Below are 19,518 nucleotides of genomic sequence, written 5' to 3' on the forward strand. Positions count from 1 at the left end.
CGGCCGCAGGTCGAGGAGGGCGCGGCGAAGCCGCACCCGTCACGAGCGCGGCAGCTCAGGCGATCGAGGCCGGCCCCAGCAGCGACTTGAGCTCACCGAAGAGGTCGGACGAGACGCGCACCCGCTGCGGCAGCGCGAAGACCCGTTCGACCTCCGGGCGCTGCAGCGCGATGCGCACATCCGTCGGTCCCGCATGCCGCTCGAGCAACCCGCGGAGCTCTCGCATGGCCGTCATCGAGGCGCGGCGCTCCGGGATCCGCAGCTCGAGGGGCCGCGTCTCGTCGATCGGCTGCACGTCAGGCGTCTCGATCTGGTTCGCGCGCACCGTGATGCTGTCGTCGCGGGTCTGCGCGCGGCCGCGCACCACGACCACCTGGTCGGCGACGAGCGCAGCGCGGTACTCCGTGTAGGTCTTGCCGAGCACCATGATCTCCAGCTCGCCGCTGAAGTCCTCCACCGCGATGATCCCGTACGGGTTGCCGGAGTTGCGGGCCACGCGATGCTGCACGCTCGTGATCAAGCCAGCGAGGCTCACGTGGTCGCCATCCTCGACCGATTCGTTCAGCTCCTGGATCTGGTGCGTCGCGTGCTTCGCGAGCTCGAGCTCGAGGCCGGAGAGCGGATGGTCGGAGACGTAGAGGCCGAGCATCTCGCGCTCGAAGGCGAGCTTGTCCTGCTTGCCCCACTCGGGCCGGTCCGGCACCCGGTCGGAGACCGTGTCGAGGTCGTCGAAGATGTCGCCGAAGAGGTCGACCTGACCGTTCGCCTCGTTGCGCTTGAGCGAGACCGCGCCGTCCACCGCATCCTCATGGATCTCGAGCATCGCGCGCCGCGTGACGCCCATGGTGTCGAAGCCGCCCGACTTGATGAGCGACTCGACGGTGCGCTTGCTGGCGACGCCCAGCGGCACCTTCTTCAGGAAGTCGTGGAAGGAGCCGAACGCGCCCTCGCGCGTGCGCGCCCCGACGATCCCCTCGACGACGCCCTCACCCACGTTGCGCACGGCCCCGAGGCCGAAGCGGATGTCGTCGCCCACGGCGTTGAAGTACAGCGTCGACTCGTTGACGTCCGGCGGCAGCACCGTGATGCCCATCCGTCGGCACTCCGAGAGGTAGACGGCCATCTTGTCCTTGGAGTCGCCGACGCTCGTCAGCAGCGCAGCCATGTACTCGGCCGGGTAGTGGGCCTTGAGGTAGGCCGTCCAGTAGGAGATGACGCCGTAGGCGGCGGAGTGCGCCTTGTTGAAGGCGTAGTCCGAGAACGGCAGCAGGACGTCCCAGAGCGCCTTGACCGCCGCCGCGGAGTAGCCGCGCTCGAGCATGCCGCCGGAGAAGGCTTCGAACTGCTTGTCGAGCTCCTCCTTCTTCTTCTTGCCCATCGCGCGCCGCAGGATGTCGGCCTGGCCGAGCGTGTAGCCGGCCACCTTCTGCGCGACGGCCATCACCTGCTCCTGGTAGATGATCAGGCCGTACGATTCGCCGAGGATCTCGGCGAGCGGCTCCTCGAGCTCCGGGTGGATGGGCGTGATGGGCTGCGCTCCGTTCTTGCGCAGCGCATAGTTCGTGTGCGAGTCGGCACCCATGGGGCCAGGACGGTAGAGCGCGATGACGGCCGAGATGTCGCCGAAGCTGTCGGGCTTCATCAGCCGCAGCAGCGAGCGCAGCGGCCCGCCATCGAGCTGGAACACCCCGAGCGTGTCGCCGCGCTGCAGCAGCTCGTAGGCGCCGCGGTCGTCGAGCGGCAGCGTCTCGAGGTCGATCTCCTCGCTGCGGTTCGCACGGACGTTGTCGAGGGCATCCGAGACGATCGTGAGGTTGCGGAGCCCCAGGAAGTCCATCTTGATGAGGCCGAGCGATTCGCATGCCGGGTAGTCGAACTGCGTGATGATCGCGCCGTCCTGCTCCCGCTTCATGACCGGGATGATGTCGATCAGCGGGTCGGACGACATGATGACGCCCGCCGCGTGCACGCCCCACTGGCGCTTCAGGTTCTCGAGGCCCAGTGCCGTGTCGTAGACGGTCTTCGCATCCGGGTCGGTGTCGAGCAGCGCGCGGAAGTCGCTCGCTTCCTTGTAGCGCTCGTGCGTCGGGTCGGTGATGCCGCCGAGCGGGATGTCCTTCGCCATGATGGCCGGCGGCATCGCCTTCGTGAGCTTGTCCCCCATGCCGAAGGGGAAGCCGAGCACCCGGCTGGCATCCTTCAGCGCCTGCTTCTGCTTGATGGTGCCGTAGGTGACGATCTGCGCGACGCGCTCGGTGCCGTACTTCTCGGTGACGTAGCGGATCACTTCGCCACGACGCCGATCGTCGAAGTCGATGTCGAAGTCGGGCATCGAGACGCGGTCCGGGTTCAGGAAGCGCTCGAAGATCAGCCCGTGCTCGAGCGGGTCGAGGTCGGTGATGCGCATCGCGTAGGCGGCCATCGAGCCTGCGCCCGAGCCACGACCGGGCCCGACCCGGATGCCGTTGTCCTTCGCCCAGTTGATGAAGTCGGCGACCACGAGGAAGTAGCCAGGGAAGCCCATGCTCGAGATCACGCCGATCTCGTACTCCGCCCGCGTCTGCACGGCATCCGGAATCCCGTTCGGATACCTGCGCTCGAGCCCGACCTGCACCTCGTGGCGGAACCACGAGTGCTCGTCGTGCGCCTCCGGCACTGGATAGCGCGGCATGTAGTTCGCGCTGGTGTCGAACTCGACGTCGCAGCGCTCGGCGATGAGCAGCGTGTTGTCGCACGCCTCCGGCATGTCGCGGAACAGGTGCCGCATCTCGGCGGCCGACTTCACGTAGTAGCCGCCCCCGTCGAGCCGGAAGCGCTTCGGATCGTCCATCGTCGAACCCGACTGCACGCACAGCAGGGCGTCGTGGCTCTTGGCGTCGGCCGCCCGCGTGTAGTGCAGGTCGTTCGTCGCCAGCAGCGGCAGCCCGAGCTGCTTGCCGATGTCGAGCAGCCCGTCGCGCACGCGGCGCTCGATCTCGAGCCCGTGATCCATGAGCTCGAGGAAGTAGTTCTCGCCGCCGAACAGGTCGCGGTAGGAGGCCGCGGCTGCGAGCGCCTCGTCGAACTGCCCGAGGCGCAGGCGCGTCTGCACCTCGCCGGAGGGGCAGCCGGTGGTGGCGATCAGGCCGCCCGAGTACTGCTCGAGCAGCTCGCGATCCATGCGGGGCTTGAAGTAGTAGCCCTCCATCGAGGCGTAGGACGAGAGCCGGAAGAGGTTGTGCATCCCCTCGTTGTTCTCGGCCAGCAGCGTCATGTGCGTGTAGGCGCCACCGCCGGAGACGTCGTCGCCGGACGCCGTGCCCTGGTCGCCCCACTTCACGCGCGTGCGCTCTGAGCGGTGGGTGCCCGGCGTGATGTAGGCCTCAGTGCCGATGATGGGCTTGATGCCCTGCGCCTTCGCGGCCTTCCAGAACTCGAAGGCGCCGAAGACGTTGCCGTGATCGGTCATCGCGACAGCGGGCATCTCCTCGTCGCGCACGGCCTGCATCAGATCCTTGATGCGCGCGGCGCCGTCGAGCATCGAGTATTCGGTGTGGACGTGGAGGTGCGCGAAGGAGTCTGCCATGGCCCCTCGATCCTACTTCGGGGTGCCCACTCGCCATGCCGTCGGCCCGAGACGGGCCGACGAGCTGGCGTCGCGGCGGAGACCCGGAAGGGTCTCCACCCTCGGCTCCAGCGCTCAGTCCTCCCGCAGCATCTCGAGCGCGCGTGAGAGGTCGGCCGGGTAGCTCGACTGGAAGAGCACCGGCTCGCCCGTCCCCGGGTGGCGGAAGCCCAGCCGCATCGCGTGCAGCCACTGCCGCGTCAGCCCCAGGCGCTCGCTGACCGTCGGGTCGGCGCCGTACATCGCGTCGCCGAGGCACGGATGCCGCCTGGCCGCCATGTGCACACGGATCTGGTGGGTGCGGCCCGTCTCCAGCTCGATCTCGAGCAGGCTCCCGCCGCGGAAGGCCTCGTGGGTCTCGTAGTGCGTGACGGCGTGCTTGCCGCTCGAGACGATCGCGAAGCGCCACTCGTGGCTCGGGTGCCTGCCGATCGGCGCGTCGATCGTGCCCGTGAGCGGATCGGGGTGGCCCTGCACGGCAGCGTGGTAGATCTTCGTGACCTCGCGGTCGTGGAAGGCGGCCTTGAGCCGCGTGTAGGCGAGCTCGCTCTTCGCGACCACCATGAGCCCGCTCGTGCCGGCGTCCAGGCGGTGCACCACGCCCTGTCGCTCCGCGGCACCGGAGGTCGCGATCTGGAAGCCGGCGGCGGCGAGCGCGCCGACCACCGTGGGGCCGTGCCAGCCCATCGAGGGATGCGCCGCGACACCCGCGGGCTTGTCGACCACCACGATGTGCGCGTCGTCGTGCACGATGCCGAGATCCGGCACCGGCGTGGGCACGATCGTGGGCTCCTCCCGCGGCTGCCACGACAGGTCGAGCCACGCGTCGCCGTGCAGCCGGTCGGACTTGCCGAGCACGGTGCCGTCCTGCACCGCGCCGCCGGTCTCCAGCATCGTGACGACCGCGGTGCGCGAGAGGCCGAGCAGCCTGGCGATCCCCGCATCCGCGCGCGTGCCGTCGAGGCCCGGCGGCACCTGCAGGTAGCGCGACTCCATCAGGTGCGGCCGCCGGGTCGGTCGTCCCGGTCGAGCGTCTGCGTCGCATCCGGGTCGGCATCCTTCGAGGCCGCGGCCTTCGGCTCGTCGGTGCGGCGGATGCCGTCAAGACCGACGTTGGCGAGCACGAGCAGCACCACGCCGATCATGGAGCCGACGACGAAGATGTCGGCGACGTTGAAGATCGCCGGGAAGCCCCAGACCTGGATGAAGTCGATCACGTGGCCCACGAAGAAGCCGGGCTCGCGCGTCAGCCGGTCGGTGAGGTTGCCGAGCACGCCGCCCAGCAGACCGCCGATCGCCGCCGCCCACCGCAGCGAGCGGATGCGTCGCAGCTGCGTGACGATGAAGATGACCACGGCCGAGGCGAGGATCGTGAAGATCCAGGTGGAGCCCTCCGCGAGCGAGAACGCGGCGCCGGGGTTGCGGACGAAGTGCCACTGCAGCACCTCGCCGAGCACCTGCCGCTGCTCGCCCTCCGCCATCGAGGCGAGGACCCACTCCTTGGAGAGGAAGTCGACCACCCACGCGACGACGGCGGTCCCGAGCACGAGGCCCAGCATCCGCCAGGTCGTCGAGCGCGGGACCGCCGCTTCGCTGTGGGTAGTCGCGCTGTCGTCAGTCACCGATCGGCTCAGTTGCCGCCCTGCCCGCCGAAGGCGAGCGAGGAGGAGCGGTCGAGGTCGCGAAGCTGGCTCTCGATGTATCCGCGCAGCTTCAGGCGGTAGTCGCGCTCGAAGCTCTTGAGCTCGTCGATCTTCGCCTCGAGGCCGGCCTTCTGCTCGTCGAGCTTCGCCTTCTGGCCGTCGAACTGCTCCTGCAGCACGACCTTGCGCTGCTCGGCCGCATCCTCGATCTCCTTCGCGGAGGCCTCGGCGGCGGCGATGAGCTCGTCGCGCTGCCGCTCGCCGGCGGCGATGTGCTCATCGTGGACGCGCTGCGCGAGCTGGATGAGGCTGTCGGACTGCGTGACGGACGGCGACGCAGGCGCGCTCGGCGCAGCCGCGGCGGGCGCGGACTCGACGAGGGCGACGGGCTCTGCCTCGGCCTCTGCGGGAGCCTCGGCCTCTGCGGGAGCCTCGGCCTCGACGGCGGGCGCTGCGGCTGCCTCAGCAGCGGCGGCCTCGGCGGCGGCGTCGCGGTCGGCGATCTCCTTGGTCAGGCGCTCGTTCTCGGCACGCAGGCTCTCGAGCTCTGCGGTGTCGGGCTGCTCGACCGGTGCGACGACAGCCTCGGTGTCGGCGGATGCCTCGGGGGCAGCGGCGCCACCCTGCTTGAGCTGCTCGTTCTCGGCGCGGAGCGTGTCGTTCTCCTCGACCAGACGACGAAGCTCCGTGACCACTTCGTCGAGGAAGTCATCGACCTCATCCTGGTCGTAGCCGTCCCGGAAGCGCGTCGTCTCGAAGCGCTTGTGGACGACGTCGTCAGGAGTCAGAGCCATGGCGTGCCTTTCTTGGTCAGCTGCCTGCCGATAGGACAGGCAGCGCAGGTTCACTGTACCCGGCGCGATTGCGCTCCGCAGATCGTAGCGCCGAGCGGCCGTCAGGCGAAGCGGAGCGGCCCGATGATGGTCATGAGCAGCAGCAGCGCGAGCAGCAGCACCAGCATCGCGATGTCGAGCATCGCGCCGCCGATACGCAGCGGCTTCACGAAGCGACGCACGAATCGCAGGGGTGGATCAGTCAGCCGGAGGAGCCACACGGAGACGAAGAGCCAGAAGCCCTTCGGCCGCCAGTCATGCCGGATCTGCCGGACGAAGTCGAGGATGATCCGCGCCCAGAGGGCGTAGAACGCGACCAGCAGTGCCGTGTGGACGACCCAGGCGAGGATCGAGACGATCGTCACCGCGTCAGTGCGCGAAGACGGCGGAGTCCGCGTCCTCCTCGGCGCCCCGACCGCCCGAGACCGCGATGTGCTCCGGCGTGAGCAGGTAGACCTTGGTCGTGACCCGCTCGATGCGACCCTCGAGGCCCTGCGTCAGACCGGCCGAGAAGTCGATCAGGCGACGCGCGTCGCCATCCGTCATCTGCGACAGGTTGATGATCACCGGCGTGCCGTCTCGGAACGCCTCGGCGATCGCCTTCGCGTCCTTGTACTGGCGCGGGTGCACCGTGAGGATCTCGCTCATGTCGTTCACCTTCTGGCTCGCTCGGAGCTTGGTGACCGGCGCGCGGCGCGGCTCCTCGGCGCGCTCCCGCTGCTGCTGGGGCTGCTGTGGTGCACGCTCGTGCTCCTCGGCCCGCTCGACGGGGCGGACCTCCTGGGTCAGCTCATCCTCCTCGGCGAAGCCGAAGTAGATCGCCGCCTTCTTCAGTGCGTTGCTCATGGATCCTCCTCGTGGCGTGCGTTCACGCTATCCGCCGACAGGCCGGTTTCCCGTGATTGCCGTGCCGATTCGCAGGTGTGTCGCGCCGTGCTGGAGCGCTTCGCGCCAGTCGCCGCTCATGCCGGCCGAGATCCACTCGGCCGCTGGGTCGATCGTGCGCACTCGCTCGGCGTGCGCCGCGAGCCGCTCGAACGCGCTCGCGGGCTCCTCGCCGAGCGGCGCGACGGCCATCACGCCGCGCAGGCGCAGCGAGTCGGAGGCGGCGACGCGCTCGGCGAGCGCGTCGAGCCCTGTCGCCTCGATGCCGCCGCGGGCGGGGTCCTCGGTCAGGTTGATCTGCACCAGCGCGTCGCGCACCGGGCGGTCGTCGCCAGGCTCACCGCCGTCGAGCGCATCGACGAGCTCGACCGAGTCGATCGAGTGGAGCACGTCGGCGTATCGCGCGACCTGTCGCGCCTTCTTGCGCTGCAGCTGGCCGACGAAGTGCCAGGTGAGGTCGAGCTCGGCGAGGGCCTCCGCCTTGTCGCGTGCCTCAGGGTGCCGGTTCTCGCCGAAGTCTCGATGGCCGGTTGCGGCGAGCTCGCGCACGAGCTCGACCGGGTGGAACTTGGTGACGACGACCACCGTGACATCGCGCGCCCGGCGCGCCTCCTCGAGCTGCTCGAGGAAGGCGGCCAGGCGCGCGGGGGCGTCGGTCATGCGGGTGTCAGCGCAGGAAGTCGGGGAGGAACTCGTCCTCCTCCTCGTCCACCTGCGTCAGTGGCTGGACGGGGCCGGTGAGGTGGTCGGCGACCGGCGGGGCCGGCACTGCGCGGCGCTCCACCGGCGCCTCGCCCTGCGCTGCGGGCGTGCTCTGCGACGCGGGCGCGCTCGGCGACGAGCCGCGCAGGCCCATCTCCTCGCGAGCCGCCGTGCGGATGACGGAGTCGTCCTCCTTGGCCACTGGCCCGGCGCTGTCGAAGCCCGCGGCGATGACGGTGACGCGCACCTCGTCGCCGAGCGTGTCGTCGATCACCGTGCCGAAGATGATGTTGGCCTCCGGGTGCACGGCCTCCTGCACGAGCTTCGCCGCGTCGTACGTCTCGTGGATGCCCAGATTGCTGCCGGCCTGGATCGAGAGCAGCACGCCGTGCGCGCCGTCGATCTTGGCCTCGAGCAGCGGGCTGGCAACCGCGAGCTCTGCCGCCTTGATGGCGCGGTCGGCGCCGCGCGACGAGCCGATGCCCATCAGCGCGCTGCCTGCGCCCTGCATGACCGACTTCACGTCGGCGAAGTCGACGTTGATGAGTCCCGGGGTGGTGATGAGGTCGGTGATGCCCTGCACACCCGCGAGCAGCACCTGGTCGGCGGTCTCGAATGCCTCGACCATCGAGATGCCCATGTCGCTGATCTCGAGCAGGCGATCGTTCGGCACGACGATGAGCGTGTCGACCTCGTTCTTCAGCGCCGCGACGCCGGTCTCGGCCTGCGCCTGGCGGCGACGGCCCTCGAAGGAGAACGGCTTCGTCACGACGCCCACCGTGAGCGCACCGAGGCTCTTGGCGATGCGCGCGACGACCGGGGCACCGCCCGTGCCGGTGCCGCCGCCCTCACCCGCGGTGACGAAGACCATGTCGGCCCCCGAGAGCGCCTCCTCGATCTCCTCCGCGTGGTCCTCGGCCGCGCGCCTGCCGACCTCGGGGTCCGCGCCCGCGCCGAGCCCCTTGGTGAGCTCGCGGCCCACGTCGAGCTTGACGTCGGCGTCGCTGAGCAGCAGCGCCTGCGCGTCCGTGTTGATGGCGATGAACTCGACGCCTCGCAGGCCGAGATCGATCATGCGGTTCACGGCATTCACACCGCCACCGCCCACGCCGACCACCTTGATGACGGCGAGGTAGTTGTTGTTGGAAGTCACGTTCCGGCCCCTCGATCGAACTCTCAACCTCTACTTGAAGTTTAGAGAATTCCTCATTTCATGCTGACATCTCCGACGGTACGGGCGCGTGTGGCACGAGCGCGGGAGCGACGGGGCGTGTCGCGGCCGGATCCGACAAGAAAAAGATTCGTCAGGTTCGCGCTGCGCGACCGTGTCAGTCGGCCTCGGGGTCGGCGCCGCGCACGACAGGATGCTCCGGTGCCCGCACGTCGAGCACCGCGGCCGCGGCAGGATCCTGCGTCTCCATCAGCGCCGCCACGACATCGGCCTTCAGCGGGCTCTGCTCCGGCCCGCCCCACTGCACGGTCTGGCCGCTCACCAGGGTGAGGCGGATGTCCGACGGCGTCGGCGCCTCGATGCGCTCGGTCTCGACCAGCACCTCGCTCGGCACCGACACCAGCACGGTCGCGACGGCCTCGAACTGCTCGGTGCCGATCTCGACTCCCTCGAGGGTCGGCAGCTCCGCCGTGCTCTCATCGACCTGACCGAGCACCACGCCAGCGGCGTCGATGACCGATGCTCCCCCATCCGTCTCGATGATCGCGACGGGCATGCGCTCGACGAGCCGCACGATCACGGTGGACGGCGGCACGACGTCGAGCCGGAACGACTCGATCTGCGGGATCACCTGCAGCCGCTCCGCGACGCCCTGCTCGGTGACCGTCGCGATCGGCTGCCCCAGCTGATCGGCGAGCGCGTCCTCCACGAGCGCCGCGTCGATGCGCTCTGCGCCCTCGACCTGCACCTCGCGCACCGACATGAGCGGCGACCAGACGAGCCCGACGAGCAGCGCGAGCGCGAGCACCAGGCCGCCCGTCGAGAGCAGCGCGACGCGCAGCTGCCGGCGACGGGTGGCCGTGAACCTGCGGACCTCGGCCCGCTCCTGCTTCTTGCGCGCCCGCTTGGCGGCCTTCGCCTCTCGCTTGGTCTCCTTGAGCTCCTCGCGATCGAGCCTGCGCTGCGCTCGCTGCGACTCGCGCCACGCGCGGTCGACCCGCTGCGCGTGCGAGCCGCCCTCGGTCGTCGGAGCCAGATCGTCGGCATGATCGGGCGCATCCGGCTCAGCCTCGGCTGCTGCCTCCGGCTCGTCGTCGTCGATGCCCGCGTAGGCGCTCAGCGCCCAGCGGCGTGGCTCCGGCGCATCGGGCGCGAGCTCTCCGCTCGCCCTGGCGGCCGCCTGCTCGCGGCGGCGGCGCAGCGCATCGAGGCGGATGACCTCGCGCACCTCCGCCGCGACCGAGCGGCTCGGCTCGTCCGTCGACTGCTCCGCGTCCGCCGGCCTCTCGACGCGGTGGTCGAATCCGTCGGGTCGCCTCACGCGTCGTCGCCGTCCTCGAGCGCCGACAGCACCTGCGGGATGATGCGGTACACGTCGCCGCAGGAGAGGGTGACGATGATGTCGCCCTCCTCGGCGAGCGCGGCGGCCCGCTCGGCCGCAGCCTGCCAGTCGGGCAGGAAGTCGACCTCGGCGGCGTCCTCGAAGCGCTCGGCGACGAGCGCCCCCGTGACGCCGGGGATCGGATCCTCGCGGGCACCGTAGACGTCGAGCACCACCGTGTGATCGGCGACGCGCTCGTACACGGCAGCGAACTCCCCCGCCATGTCGCGCGTGCGGGTGTAGAGGTGCGGCTGGTGGATCGCGATGATGCGGCCATCGCCGATGATGGTGCGCGCCGCGGTGAGTGCGGCGTCGACCTCTGCGGGGTGGTGGGCGTAGTCGTCGAACACGCGCACGCCGCGGCGCTCGCCGTGCAGCTCGAATCGGCGCCCGGTGCCGCGGAAGCCAGCGAGGGCGTGCGCGATGTCCGCCGGCGCGTAGCCGAGCGCGACGAGCGTCGCCAGCGCACCGGCGGCGTTGACGGCGTTGTGGCGGCCGGGCACGCCCACGTCGAGCTCGATGCGCTCACCGGCGATCTCGACGGTGCAGGATGCGGTGACGCCCGTGCGGATCTCCACGATGCGCACGTCCGCATCCTCGGCCTCGCCGAAGGTGATGACGCGCTCGTGGGTGATGAGGCTCCGCACGCGCTGCGCGCCGGCGTCGTCGGCGGAGATCACGACGGCCTCGCTCGCGCGGTCGGCGAACTCGGCGAATGCCTGATCGAACGCCGCCGGGGTGCCGTAGTGGTCGAGGTGGTCGGTGTCGATGTTCGTGATCAGCGCGACCGCGACGTCGTAGAGCAGGAACGAGCCGTCCGACTCATCCGCCTCGAGCACGAACATGTCGGAGGTGCCGTGGCCGCTCGAGGCGTCGAGCCCGGCGATCACCCCGCCGTTGACGAAGCCGGCGTCGACGCCGAGGCCGTGCAGACCCACGACGAGCATGCCGGTGCTCGTCGTCTTGCCGTGGGCGCCGCCGACCGCGACGACGCGCTTCCCGCGCGCGAGCACGTGCAGCGCCTGCGAGCGGTGCAGCACCGGGATGCCGTGCTCGCGGGCGGCGAGCAGCTCGGGGTTGTCGGGCCAGAGCGCGCTCGTGACGACCACGGCGTCGACGCGCTGCTCGCCATCGACGGGAAGGTGCGCGGCGTCGTGCCCGATGCCGACGCTCGCGCCGCGCTCGACGAGTCGATCGACCGTCGCGGAGCCCGAGCGGTCGGAGCCGGAGACCGCGAGCCCTGCGTCGAGCATCATGTGGGCGATGCCGGACATGCCGGAGCCGCCGATGCCGATGAAGTGGACGCGCTCGATCCTCGCGGGGATCGGCTGGCTGAAGTCTGGTTCGATCACGACTGCCTCCTCGTGGCCGCGGCCCGCTCGATGAGTGCGCACATGCGGTCGCTGCCGTCGCTCGCTCCCGCCCCAGCGCTGGCGCTGGCCATCTCGGCGAGCCGATCGGCGTCCCGCAGCAGCGGCACGAGTCGCGTGCGCACCCATTCTGCCGTGAATTCGCCGTCGGCGACGAGCAGTGCGCCACCAGCGGAAACCTGGTCGGCGGCGTTCATGCCCTGCTCGCCATTGCCGTACGGCAGCGGCACGTACACGGCGGGCAGGCCGACGGCCATGAGCTCCGACACCGTGAGGCTGCCTGCGCGGCACACGACGAGGTCGGCGGCGGCGAGCGCCAGGTGCATGCGGTCGAGGTACTCGATCGCGACGTAGTGCGCGCTGCTCGCGGGCTCGAAGTCCGTCTGCCTGCCGCCGCTCAGGTGCAGGATCTGCCAGCCGGCGGCGACGATCGCGTCGGCGCTCGCCACGATCGTGCGATTGATCGAGCGCGCACCCTGCGAGCCGCCGGTGACCAGCAGCGTGGGGCGCTCGGGGTCGAGGCCGAGCGCTGCGACCGCCTCCGCCCGCAGGCCGGCGCGATCGAGACCGGTGATCTCGGGCCGCAGCGGCATGCCCACGACCTCGCCCTTGAGCGTCGTCGCCCGGTAGGACAGGCCGACGAACTCGGTCCAGCGCGCGCCCAGCACATTCGCCATGCCGGGCTTGGCGTTCGACTCGTGGATGACGATCGGCACCCGCTCGAGGTGCGCAGCACGGTAGGCGGGGGCGGATGCGTAGCCGCCGAAGCCGACGACGACGTCGATGCCGCGGTCGCGGATCAGGGCGCGCACCTCGCGCACCGCCCGCCGCCAGCGGCCGGGGAACCGCAGGGCTGCAGCGTCCGGCCTGCGCGGGAAGGGCAGCTTCTCGATCGTGACGAGCTCGAGGCCCGCGCGCGGCACGAGCTCGCGCTCGAGGCCCTCCGCGGTGCCGAGCACCGTGAGCTCGGCTTCTGGCATGCGCTCCCGCAGCCGCCGTGCGGTCGCGAGCAGGGGGTTCACGTGGCCGGCGGTGCCACCGCCGGCGAGCAGCACGCGCATGCCTCAGCCCCTCACTGCTGCGGCTCGAGGCTGCACGCCGTCGCGCTCTTCGCCGCGCGCTCTGGGATTGTCGACGCGCTCGAGCGAGAGCACGATGCCGACGATCAGCAGCGCGGCGATGAGCTGCGAGCCGCCGGAGGAGATGAATGGCAGCGGCACCCCGAGCACCGGCAGCAGGCCGAGCACGACGCCGATGTTGACGAGCGCCTGGCCGACGAGCCACACCATGGCCGCGCCGGTGACCACGCGCGTCATCTGCTGCTTCGCCTGCTGCACGATGCGCAGCATCGTCCAGGCGAGCAGGGCGAACAGCCCCAGCACGACGACGGCGCCGAGCAGACCGAGCTCCTCGCCGATGATCGCGAAGATGTAGTCGTTGTCGGCCTCCGGCAGCCACGACCACTTGGCGCGGGAGTTGCCGAGCCCGACGCCGAAGAACCCACCCGCCGAGAGCGCCCAGGTGCCGTGCAGCTGCTGCCAGCAGCCGTCGTAGTAGTCGGCGTCGGTGCAGCCCTGCAGGAACGACGTGATGCGGGTCACTCGCGAGGGGCTCGAGAGCACCACCGGCACTGCGAGCACGGCGAGCGCCACGACGGGGAGCAGCAGGTGCCACCACCTGACGCCCGCGAACCACAGCGCCCCGAAGGAGAGCGCGACCATGATGACGACGGTGCCGAGGTCGCTGCCGAGCAGCACGAGGCCGATCGAGAGGCCCGCGACGGGCGCGGCGGGGATCCACGCCTGCCAGAAGCTGTCGATCCGCTTCTGCTTGCGCGTCATGATCATCGCGAGCCAGACGCAGAGCGCGACCTTGACGAACTCCGAGGGCTGCAGCGAGAACCCGCCGATGCCGATCCAGTTGCGGTTGCCGCCGGCGCCGAAGCCGATGGGCGTGAACACGAGCACCTGCAGCGCGATGCCGAGCAGGATGCCGACCCAGGCGATCCGCGGCCAGGTGCCGGCCGGCAGGCGCGCGGCGACCAGCATGCAGACGACGCCGATCGAGGCGAAGGCCGCCTGCTTGACGAAGTCGGTGAAGAACGAGGCGTTCGCGACGTAGCTCTCGACCGAGGAGGACGAGAGCACCATGATCAGGCCGAAGACCACCAGGAAGAGCGTCGTGCCCATGAGCAGCGCCGCGTTGAGCGTGGGCGCGCCGAAGATCGACCGCACGCGCACGAGTGCGCGCTTGCCGACACGCTCTGCGCGGCTGAGCCTGGCGTCAGTCGCGCGGGCGGTCGCGGGAGCCGTCGTCGTCACCATGGGCCCCCCTCTCCCGCACTGCCTCGGCGAATCGGTCGCCGCGCTCTGCGTAGTCCTTGAACTGGTCCATGGATGCCGCCGCCGGCGCCAGCAGGACCGTCACGCCGGGCGCGGCGTGCTCAACGGCTGCCTCGACGGCCAGTCGCATCACCGCACCAGTGTCCGCCGTGTCGACCTCCACGAGCGGGATGCCCGGCGCGTGTCGCGCGAACGCCTCCCGCACGGGGGCGCGCTCCACGCCGATCGCGACCGCAGCGACGATGCGCTGCGCGTGCCGCTCGACGAGCGGCGCGACGTCGGCGCCCTTGAACAGCCCGCCCACGATCCAGACCACCCGGTCGAAGGCGCTGAGGCTGCCCTCCGCCGCATGCGGGTTGGTCGCCTTGGAGTCGTCGACGAAGCGCACCCCTTCGAGCTCTGCCACGAGCTCGGTGCGGTGGCGGTCGAGGCGGAACGAGCGGATGGCGTCCCGCACGTCGGCGGGCTCGGCACCGAAGGCGCGCGCGAGCGCCGCGGCCGCGAGCACGTTGCGCGTCATGTGCGGCGACCGCAGCCCTGCGGGCTCCAGGTCGGCGAGGCTCGCGAGCTCCAGCGCCTGCGCGTGCCGCGCGTCGAGGAACGCACGGTCGACGAGCACGTCCTCCACCATCCCCAGGTCGCTGGGGCCGGGGATGCCGAGCGAGAAGCCGATGGCGCGGCAGCCCTCGACGACCTCCGCCTCCTCGACCATCGCCATCGTGACGGGGTCCTCGACGTTGTAGACGGCCGCGACCCGAGCGTTCGTGTAGACCTTCGCCTTGGCCGCGCGGTAGGCATCCGCCGACCCGTGCCAGTCGATGTGGTCGTCGTCGACGTTGAGCACGGCGGCGGAATGCGGCCAGAGCGCGCCGGGGCCAGTTGTGGGCAGCCCGTGCAGCTGGAAGCTCGAGAGCTCGACGACGAGCACGTCGAAGCCGGCGGGATCGCGCACCGCGTCGAGCACCGGAGTGCCGATGTTGCCGACCGGCGCGACGCGCAGGCCCGCCTCGCGCAGCATGTGGGCGGCCAGCTGCGTCGTGGTGGTCTTGCCGTTCGTGCCGGTGACCAGGATCCACTCGGCGGCCTCGACCTTGTCGCGCACGCGCCAGGCGAGCTCGATGTCGCCCCAGACGGGGATGCCGCCGTCGGCGGCGGCGACGAGCCACGGGTGGTCGGGGCGCAAGCCGGGCGAGGCGATGACGAGCTCTGCCTCGGTGATCGCCGCGGGCAGCTCGTCGGCCCCCGCCTCGACGATCGGCACGGCGAGCACGCCCAGGATCGTCCTGCGCTCGTCGTCGACGCGCTCGGCGACGACGGTGACGGATGCGCCCAGCTCGACGAGCGTGTCGGTGGCCGCGAAGCCCGTGACGCCGAGGCCGAGCACAGCGACGCGGAGCCCGGCCCAGTCGCTGTGCCAGGAGGTGAGGGTGTCGAGGCGGCCCATCAGCTCTGCAGCGCCCACTCGAAGTAGAACAGGCCGATGGCCGCGGCGACGAACAGCCCGGCGACGATCCAGAAGCGCACGACGATCGTCACCTCTGCCCAGCCCTTGAGCTCGAAGTGATGGTGCAGCGGCGTCATCAGGAAGACGCGCTTGCCACCGGTCGCCTTGAAGTAGGCCCGCTGCACGATCACCGAGCCGGTGACGACGATGGGCAGGCCGGCGATGAGGATGAGCAGCAGCTGCGTGTCGGTCATGATCGCGAAGCCGGCGAGCGCGCCGCCGAGCGCGAGCGAGCCGACGTCGCCCATGAAGATCTGGGCGGGGCTCGTGTTCCACCACAGGAAGCCGATGAGCGCGCCGACGATCGTGGCGCCGAGCGTCGCCACGTCGAGCGGCTGCAGCACGTCGTAGCAGCCGGCGCCGGGCCCGTCGACGAAGCACGACTGGTTGAACTGCCAGAAGGCGATGAAGGCGTAGCCGACCGTCGACAGGATGACGGCGCCGGTCGCGAGGCCGTCGAGGCCGTCGGTGACGTTGACGGCATTCGATGCCGAGACGTTCATCAGCAGGATCCAGAGCACGAACAGGATGCCGCCGATGGCACCGAGAGGCGCGAGGTCGAGCCACGGGATGTCGCGGACGCCGGAGATCACGGGGTCGACGACCGTGCGCCCGGTGTCGCCATAGGGCACGGTGATCGCGAGCACGCCGAAGAGCACCGAGACGACGACCTGCCCTGCGACCTTCGCCCATCCGCCCAGACCCAAGGAGCGCTGGTTCGAGATCTTCATGAAATCGTCGATGAAGCCGACAGCGCCCATGCCCACCATGAGCAGCAGGATGAGCAGCGCGGGCAGCGTCGGGGCGTCCTGGCCGAGGAGCTTGCCGCCGAAGTAGCCCAGCAGCGTCGCGACGATGAAGATGAGGCCGCCCATCGTGGGCGTGCCGCGCTTGACGTGGTGCGACTGCGGGCCGTCGTCGCGGATGAACTGGCCCCAGCCGATGCGCGCGAATCCCTTGATGAACAGCGGCGTCGCGAACAGCGAGATGAGCAGGGCGATGCCTGCGGATGCCAGCAGCACGAGCATCAGAGGCCCCCGATCCGCTCAGCGAGGGCCTGGAGGCCCGCCGCGTTGGAAGACTTGAAGAGTACGACGTCACCGGCGGTGAGCTCGCGGCGCAGCAGCGCCTCCGCCTCGTCGGCGGTCGCGACCCAGGTCGTCTCCTGCCCGAACGAGGACTCGAGCTCTGCCGCGTCGTGGATGGCCTTGGCGCCAGCGCCGACGACGATCAGCCGGTCGATCCGCACCCGCACGGCGAGCCGACCGAGGCGGTCGTGCTCCTCGACCGCGTGCGGGCCGAGCTCGGTCATCTCGCCCAGCACGGCGATCGAGCGGCGGCCGGCCTGGCGCGTCATGTGCGCGAGCGAGCGCAGCGCAGCGCCGGTGGAGTCGGGGCTGGCGTTGTAGGCGTCGTTGATCACGGTCACGCCGCTGCCCGGCTCGAGCAGCTCCATGCGGCCTCGCTCGGCGCGCTCCATCGTGGCGAGCGCCTCGATCGCTCCTGCGAGCCCGATCTCGAGCACGTCGGCGACCGTGAGCGCGGCGAGCGCGTTCATGACGTGGTGCTCGCCGAGGATGCGCATGCGCAGCTGCCAGGACTCCTCGCCGCGGTGCACGGTCGCGACCGTGCCATCGAGCGTCGAGTCGATCCCATCGGCCCACAGCCGCGTCGGTGCCTCTGCGGGCCCGGGCTCGGTGCCGAACCAGGCGACCGTCGCATCGGTCGCGTCGGCCATGCCGCGCACCCGCTCGTCATCGCGGTTGAGCACCGCGAGGCCGTCGGCACGCAGGTCGCGCACCATCTCGGTCTTCGCGCGCGTCGTGGTCTCGATGCCGCCGAACTCGCCGGCGTGGGCGAGCCCGACCTTGAGCACCACGCCGACATCGGGGTGCGACATCGCCGTCAGGCGCTCGATGTCGCCCTCGACGCTCGCGCCCATCTCGAGCACGAGGTACCGGGTCGCCGCATCGATGCGGAGCATCGTCATCGGCGCGCCGACCTCGTTGTTGAACGACTTCACCGGCGTGACGGTGGGGCCGTGCTGCTCGAGGATCGCCTGCAGCATGTTCTTCGTGGTGGTCTTGCCGTTCGAGCCGGTGACGCCGACGACGGTCAGCTCCCCCGTCTCACGCACGCGGCGGATGACCTCCGTGGCGAGCGCGCCGAGCGCGACGACGCCCTTCGCGACCAGCACGTGTGGCACATGCCGATCCCCGCTGACCTCCACGGGGCGCTCCGCCACGATGAGCGCGGCTCCCGCGGCGATCGCGGCGTCGATGAAGCGGTGGCCGTCGGTGGCCTCGCCGGGCATCGCGAAGAAGACGCCGCCGGGCTCGACGAGGCGTGAATCCGTCTCGACCGATCCCGTCACCTCGACGTCGCCGCCGTGCAGCGTGCCTGCCACGGCCTCGGCGATCTCGCTCGCTCGCATCCGCAGCATCAGCGCTTGTCTCCGTCGCGGCGCCTGTCGCCGTCGCGTCGCTTGTCGCCATCGCGGCGCGTGTCGGCATCGACCGGCCAGCCTGCCTCGTGGAGCGCGAGCCTTGCCTCGTCGCGCGCCACGAAGGGCTCTCGCTCGCCCGCGACGTCCCGGTAGTCGGCGTCGCCCGGTCCCGCCCACAGCACGGTGTCGCCGGGTGCCGCGTGCTCGAGCGCGAGCCGGATGGCTGCCTCCTCCGGCCACGACTCGAGCACCGGCTTGCCACCGGCGACGGCGCGCGCGCCCTCGAGCACCTGCGCGCGGATGCTCGCGGCATCCTCGCTGCGCGGGTTGAAGTCGGTGACGATCACGATGTCGGCGAGCTCTGCTGCGATGCGGCCCATGTCGGCCCGCTTCGTCGCGTCGCGGTCACCGTCGGCGCCGAACAGCATGAGCAGCCTGCCCTCGGTGACGCGCCGCAGGGCGATGAGCGTCTGCTCGAAGGCGTCGGGGCTGTGGCCGTAGTCGACGAAGACCGCAGGCCCCGTCTCGCCCGAGACGCGCTCGATCCGGCCCGGCAGCGTCGGGCGCATGCCGCGGTCGATGGACTCGGCGATCGCCTCGATCTCGAACCCGTCCTCGACGAGCATGAGGATGGCGATGGCGGCATCGACGGCCATGTGGCGGCCGATGAACGGCACCTGCACCTCGACGGCGCCGCCGTCCATGCCGGTGAGCGTGAACGAGGTGGAGACGGGTGTCTCCTCCCAGATGTCGACGTGCCAGTCGGCCTGCCGCTGCGGGTCGCTCGAGACGGTGGTGACGGGGATGCGGCTGCGCTCGGCGACCTTGACGCCCCACTCGGTGTCGACGCACACCACACCGCGCACGGCGCGGTCGGGCGTGAACAGCTCGAGCTTGACCTCGAAGTACGCCTCCATCGAGCCGTAGTCGTCGAGGTGGTCGTGACTGAGGTTCGTGAAGGCGACGACATCGAAGAGCACGCCGTCGATGCGGTGGCGCTCGAGCGCCTGCGCGCTCACCTCGAGCACGGCGGCCCGCACGCCCGCCTCCTTCATGCGCGCCAGCAGCGCGTGGAGCTCGCTCGCCTCCGGCGTCGTGAGCTTGGAGGTGACGACCGTGTCGCCCACGTGTCGCTCCGCCGTCGTGGACAGCCCGGTGACGAAGCCGAGGTCGGCGAGCAGCCCCTCGAGCATGAACGACGTGGAGGTCTTGCCGTTGGTGCCGGTGATGCCGAACAGCTTCGGCGGCTGCTCGCCGGTGCGATAGACCCACGCGGCGATCTCGCCGAGCGCCGCGCGCGGGTCGTCGATCACGATCACCGGGGCGTCGGTCTGCAGCAGCGCCGCGCCCGCCGCGTCCGTCACGACCGCCACCGCGCCGCGCTCGACGGCGCCGACGGCGAACTCCGCACCGTGGCGCTTGGCACCCGGCAGTGCGGCGAACAGATCGCCTGGCTGCACGTCGGAGGAGTCGTTGGTGATGCCGGAGACCTCGACGCCGTCGAGCTCGGCGTCGACGTCGAGCTCGAACTCGTCGATCAGTCCGGCGAGGGGCCGCGGTGCGGGGTGCTCCGGTCGCAGGATCCTCGGGGTCACGCCCGCCACGGACATCCTCTCGTCAATGTGTCAGCCGGCGCG

The 19,518-nt window shown here is 70.8% G+C and carries 16 protein-coding genes; all 16 read right to left on the bottom strand.

Features of this window, described 5'->3' with window-relative positions; all coding sequences use genetic code 11:
• Nucleotides 1–55 precede the first annotated feature (55 nt).
• Nucleotides 56–3,565, bottom strand: a complete 3,510-nt coding sequence (gene dnaE, locus MKD51_RS11020) for a DNA polymerase III subunit alpha (RefSeq protein ID WP_240240351.1) — start codon at nt 3,563–3,565, stop codon at nt 56–58.
• Between the two features lie 114 nt (nt 3,566–3,679).
• The gene (locus MKD51_RS11025; RefSeq protein ID WP_240240352.1) at nt 3,680–4,600 is read right to left on the bottom strand and encodes an RluA family pseudouridine synthase; all 921 of its coding nucleotides are present in this window, start codon (nt 4,598–4,600) and stop codon (nt 3,680–3,682) included.
• Nucleotides 4,600–5,226: a signal peptidase II gene (gene lspA / locus MKD51_RS11030; RefSeq protein ID WP_240240353.1), complete on the bottom strand. Its 627-nt coding sequence runs from the start codon at nt 5,224–5,226 to the stop codon at nt 4,600–4,602. The genes MKD51_RS11025 and lspA overlap by 1 nt, the downstream gene beginning before the upstream one ends.
• A gap of 8 nt (nt 5,227–5,234) precedes the next feature.
• Entirely contained in the window at nt 5,235–6,041 is an 807-nt protein-coding gene (locus tag MKD51_RS11035) for a DivIVA domain-containing protein (protein WP_240240354.1), read from the bottom strand.
• 101 nt (nt 6,042–6,142) lie between these two features.
• The gene (locus tag MKD51_RS11040) at nt 6,143–6,445 is read right to left on the bottom strand and encodes a YggT family protein (protein WP_240240355.1); all 303 of its coding nucleotides are present in this window, start codon (nt 6,443–6,445) and stop codon (nt 6,143–6,145) included.
• 4 nt (nt 6,446–6,449) lie between these two features.
• Complete coding sequence (sepF, locus tag MKD51_RS11045; RefSeq protein ID WP_240240356.1) at nt 6,450–6,926, bottom strand: cell division protein SepF; 477 nt, start codon at nt 6,924–6,926, stop codon at nt 6,450–6,452.
• A gap of 27 nt (nt 6,927–6,953) precedes the next feature.
• Complete coding sequence (locus MKD51_RS11050; RefSeq protein WP_240240357.1) at nt 6,954–7,625, bottom strand: YggS family pyridoxal phosphate-dependent enzyme; 672 nt, start codon at nt 7,623–7,625, stop codon at nt 6,954–6,956.
• Between the two features lie 7 nt (nt 7,626–7,632).
• On the bottom strand, nt 7,633–8,820 hold the full coding sequence (gene ftsZ / locus MKD51_RS11055; RefSeq protein ID WP_240240358.1) for a cell division protein FtsZ: 1,188 nt from the start codon (nt 8,818–8,820) through the stop codon (nt 7,633–7,635).
• Between the two features lie 175 nt (nt 8,821–8,995).
• A complete protein-coding gene (locus tag MKD51_RS16370; protein WP_240240359.1) occupies nt 8,996–10,159 on the bottom strand; it encodes an FtsQ-type POTRA domain-containing protein in 1,164 nt (387 codons plus the stop codon).
• Nucleotides 10,156–11,571, bottom strand: a complete 1,416-nt coding sequence (gene murC, locus MKD51_RS11065; protein ID WP_240240360.1) for a UDP-N-acetylmuramate--L-alanine ligase — start codon at nt 11,569–11,571, stop codon at nt 10,156–10,158. The genes MKD51_RS16370 and murC overlap by 4 nt, the downstream gene beginning before the upstream one ends.
• Entirely contained in the window at nt 11,568–12,650 is a 1,083-nt protein-coding gene (locus MKD51_RS11070) for a UDP-N-acetylglucosamine--N-acetylmuramyl-(pentapeptide) pyrophosphoryl-undecaprenol N-acetylglucosamine transferase (RefSeq protein ID WP_240240361.1), read from the bottom strand. Before MKD51_RS11070 ends, murC begins: the two co-directional genes overlap by 4 nt.
• 3 nt (nt 12,651–12,653) lie before the next feature.
• Entirely contained in the window at nt 12,654–13,913 is a 1,260-nt protein-coding gene (gene ftsW, locus MKD51_RS11075; protein ID WP_240240362.1) for a putative lipid II flippase FtsW, read from the bottom strand.
• Nucleotides 13,873–15,375, bottom strand: coding sequence for a UDP-N-acetylmuramoyl-L-alanine--D-glutamate ligase (murD, locus tag MKD51_RS11080; RefSeq protein ID WP_240240363.1), 1,503 nt, complete (start codon nt 15,373–15,375; stop codon nt 13,873–13,875). The genes ftsW and murD overlap by 41 nt, the downstream gene beginning before the upstream one ends.
• Nucleotides 15,375–16,463 (bottom strand): phospho-N-acetylmuramoyl-pentapeptide-transferase, encoded by a 1,089-nt coding sequence (gene mraY / locus MKD51_RS11085; RefSeq protein ID WP_240240364.1) that lies wholly within the window; start codon nt 16,461–16,463, stop codon nt 15,375–15,377. Before mraY ends, murD begins: the two co-directional genes overlap by 1 nt.
• On the bottom strand, nt 16,463–17,878 hold the full coding sequence (murF, locus tag MKD51_RS11090; RefSeq protein ID WP_240240365.1) for a UDP-N-acetylmuramoyl-tripeptide--D-alanyl-D-alanine ligase: 1,416 nt from the start codon (nt 17,876–17,878) through the stop codon (nt 16,463–16,465). The genes mraY and murF overlap by 1 nt, the downstream gene beginning before the upstream one ends.
• Nucleotides 17,878–19,485, bottom strand: a complete 1,608-nt coding sequence (locus MKD51_RS11095; RefSeq protein ID WP_240240366.1) for a UDP-N-acetylmuramoyl-L-alanyl-D-glutamate--2,6-diaminopimelate ligase — start codon at nt 19,483–19,485, stop codon at nt 17,878–17,880. The genes murF and MKD51_RS11095 overlap by 1 nt, the downstream gene beginning before the upstream one ends.
• Nucleotides 19,486–19,518: the final 33 nt, after the last annotated feature.

Source organism: Agrococcus sp. ARC_14 (genome assembly GCF_022436485.1).
Classification (GTDB): Bacteria; Actinomycetota; Actinomycetes; order Actinomycetales; family Microbacteriaceae; genus Agrococcus.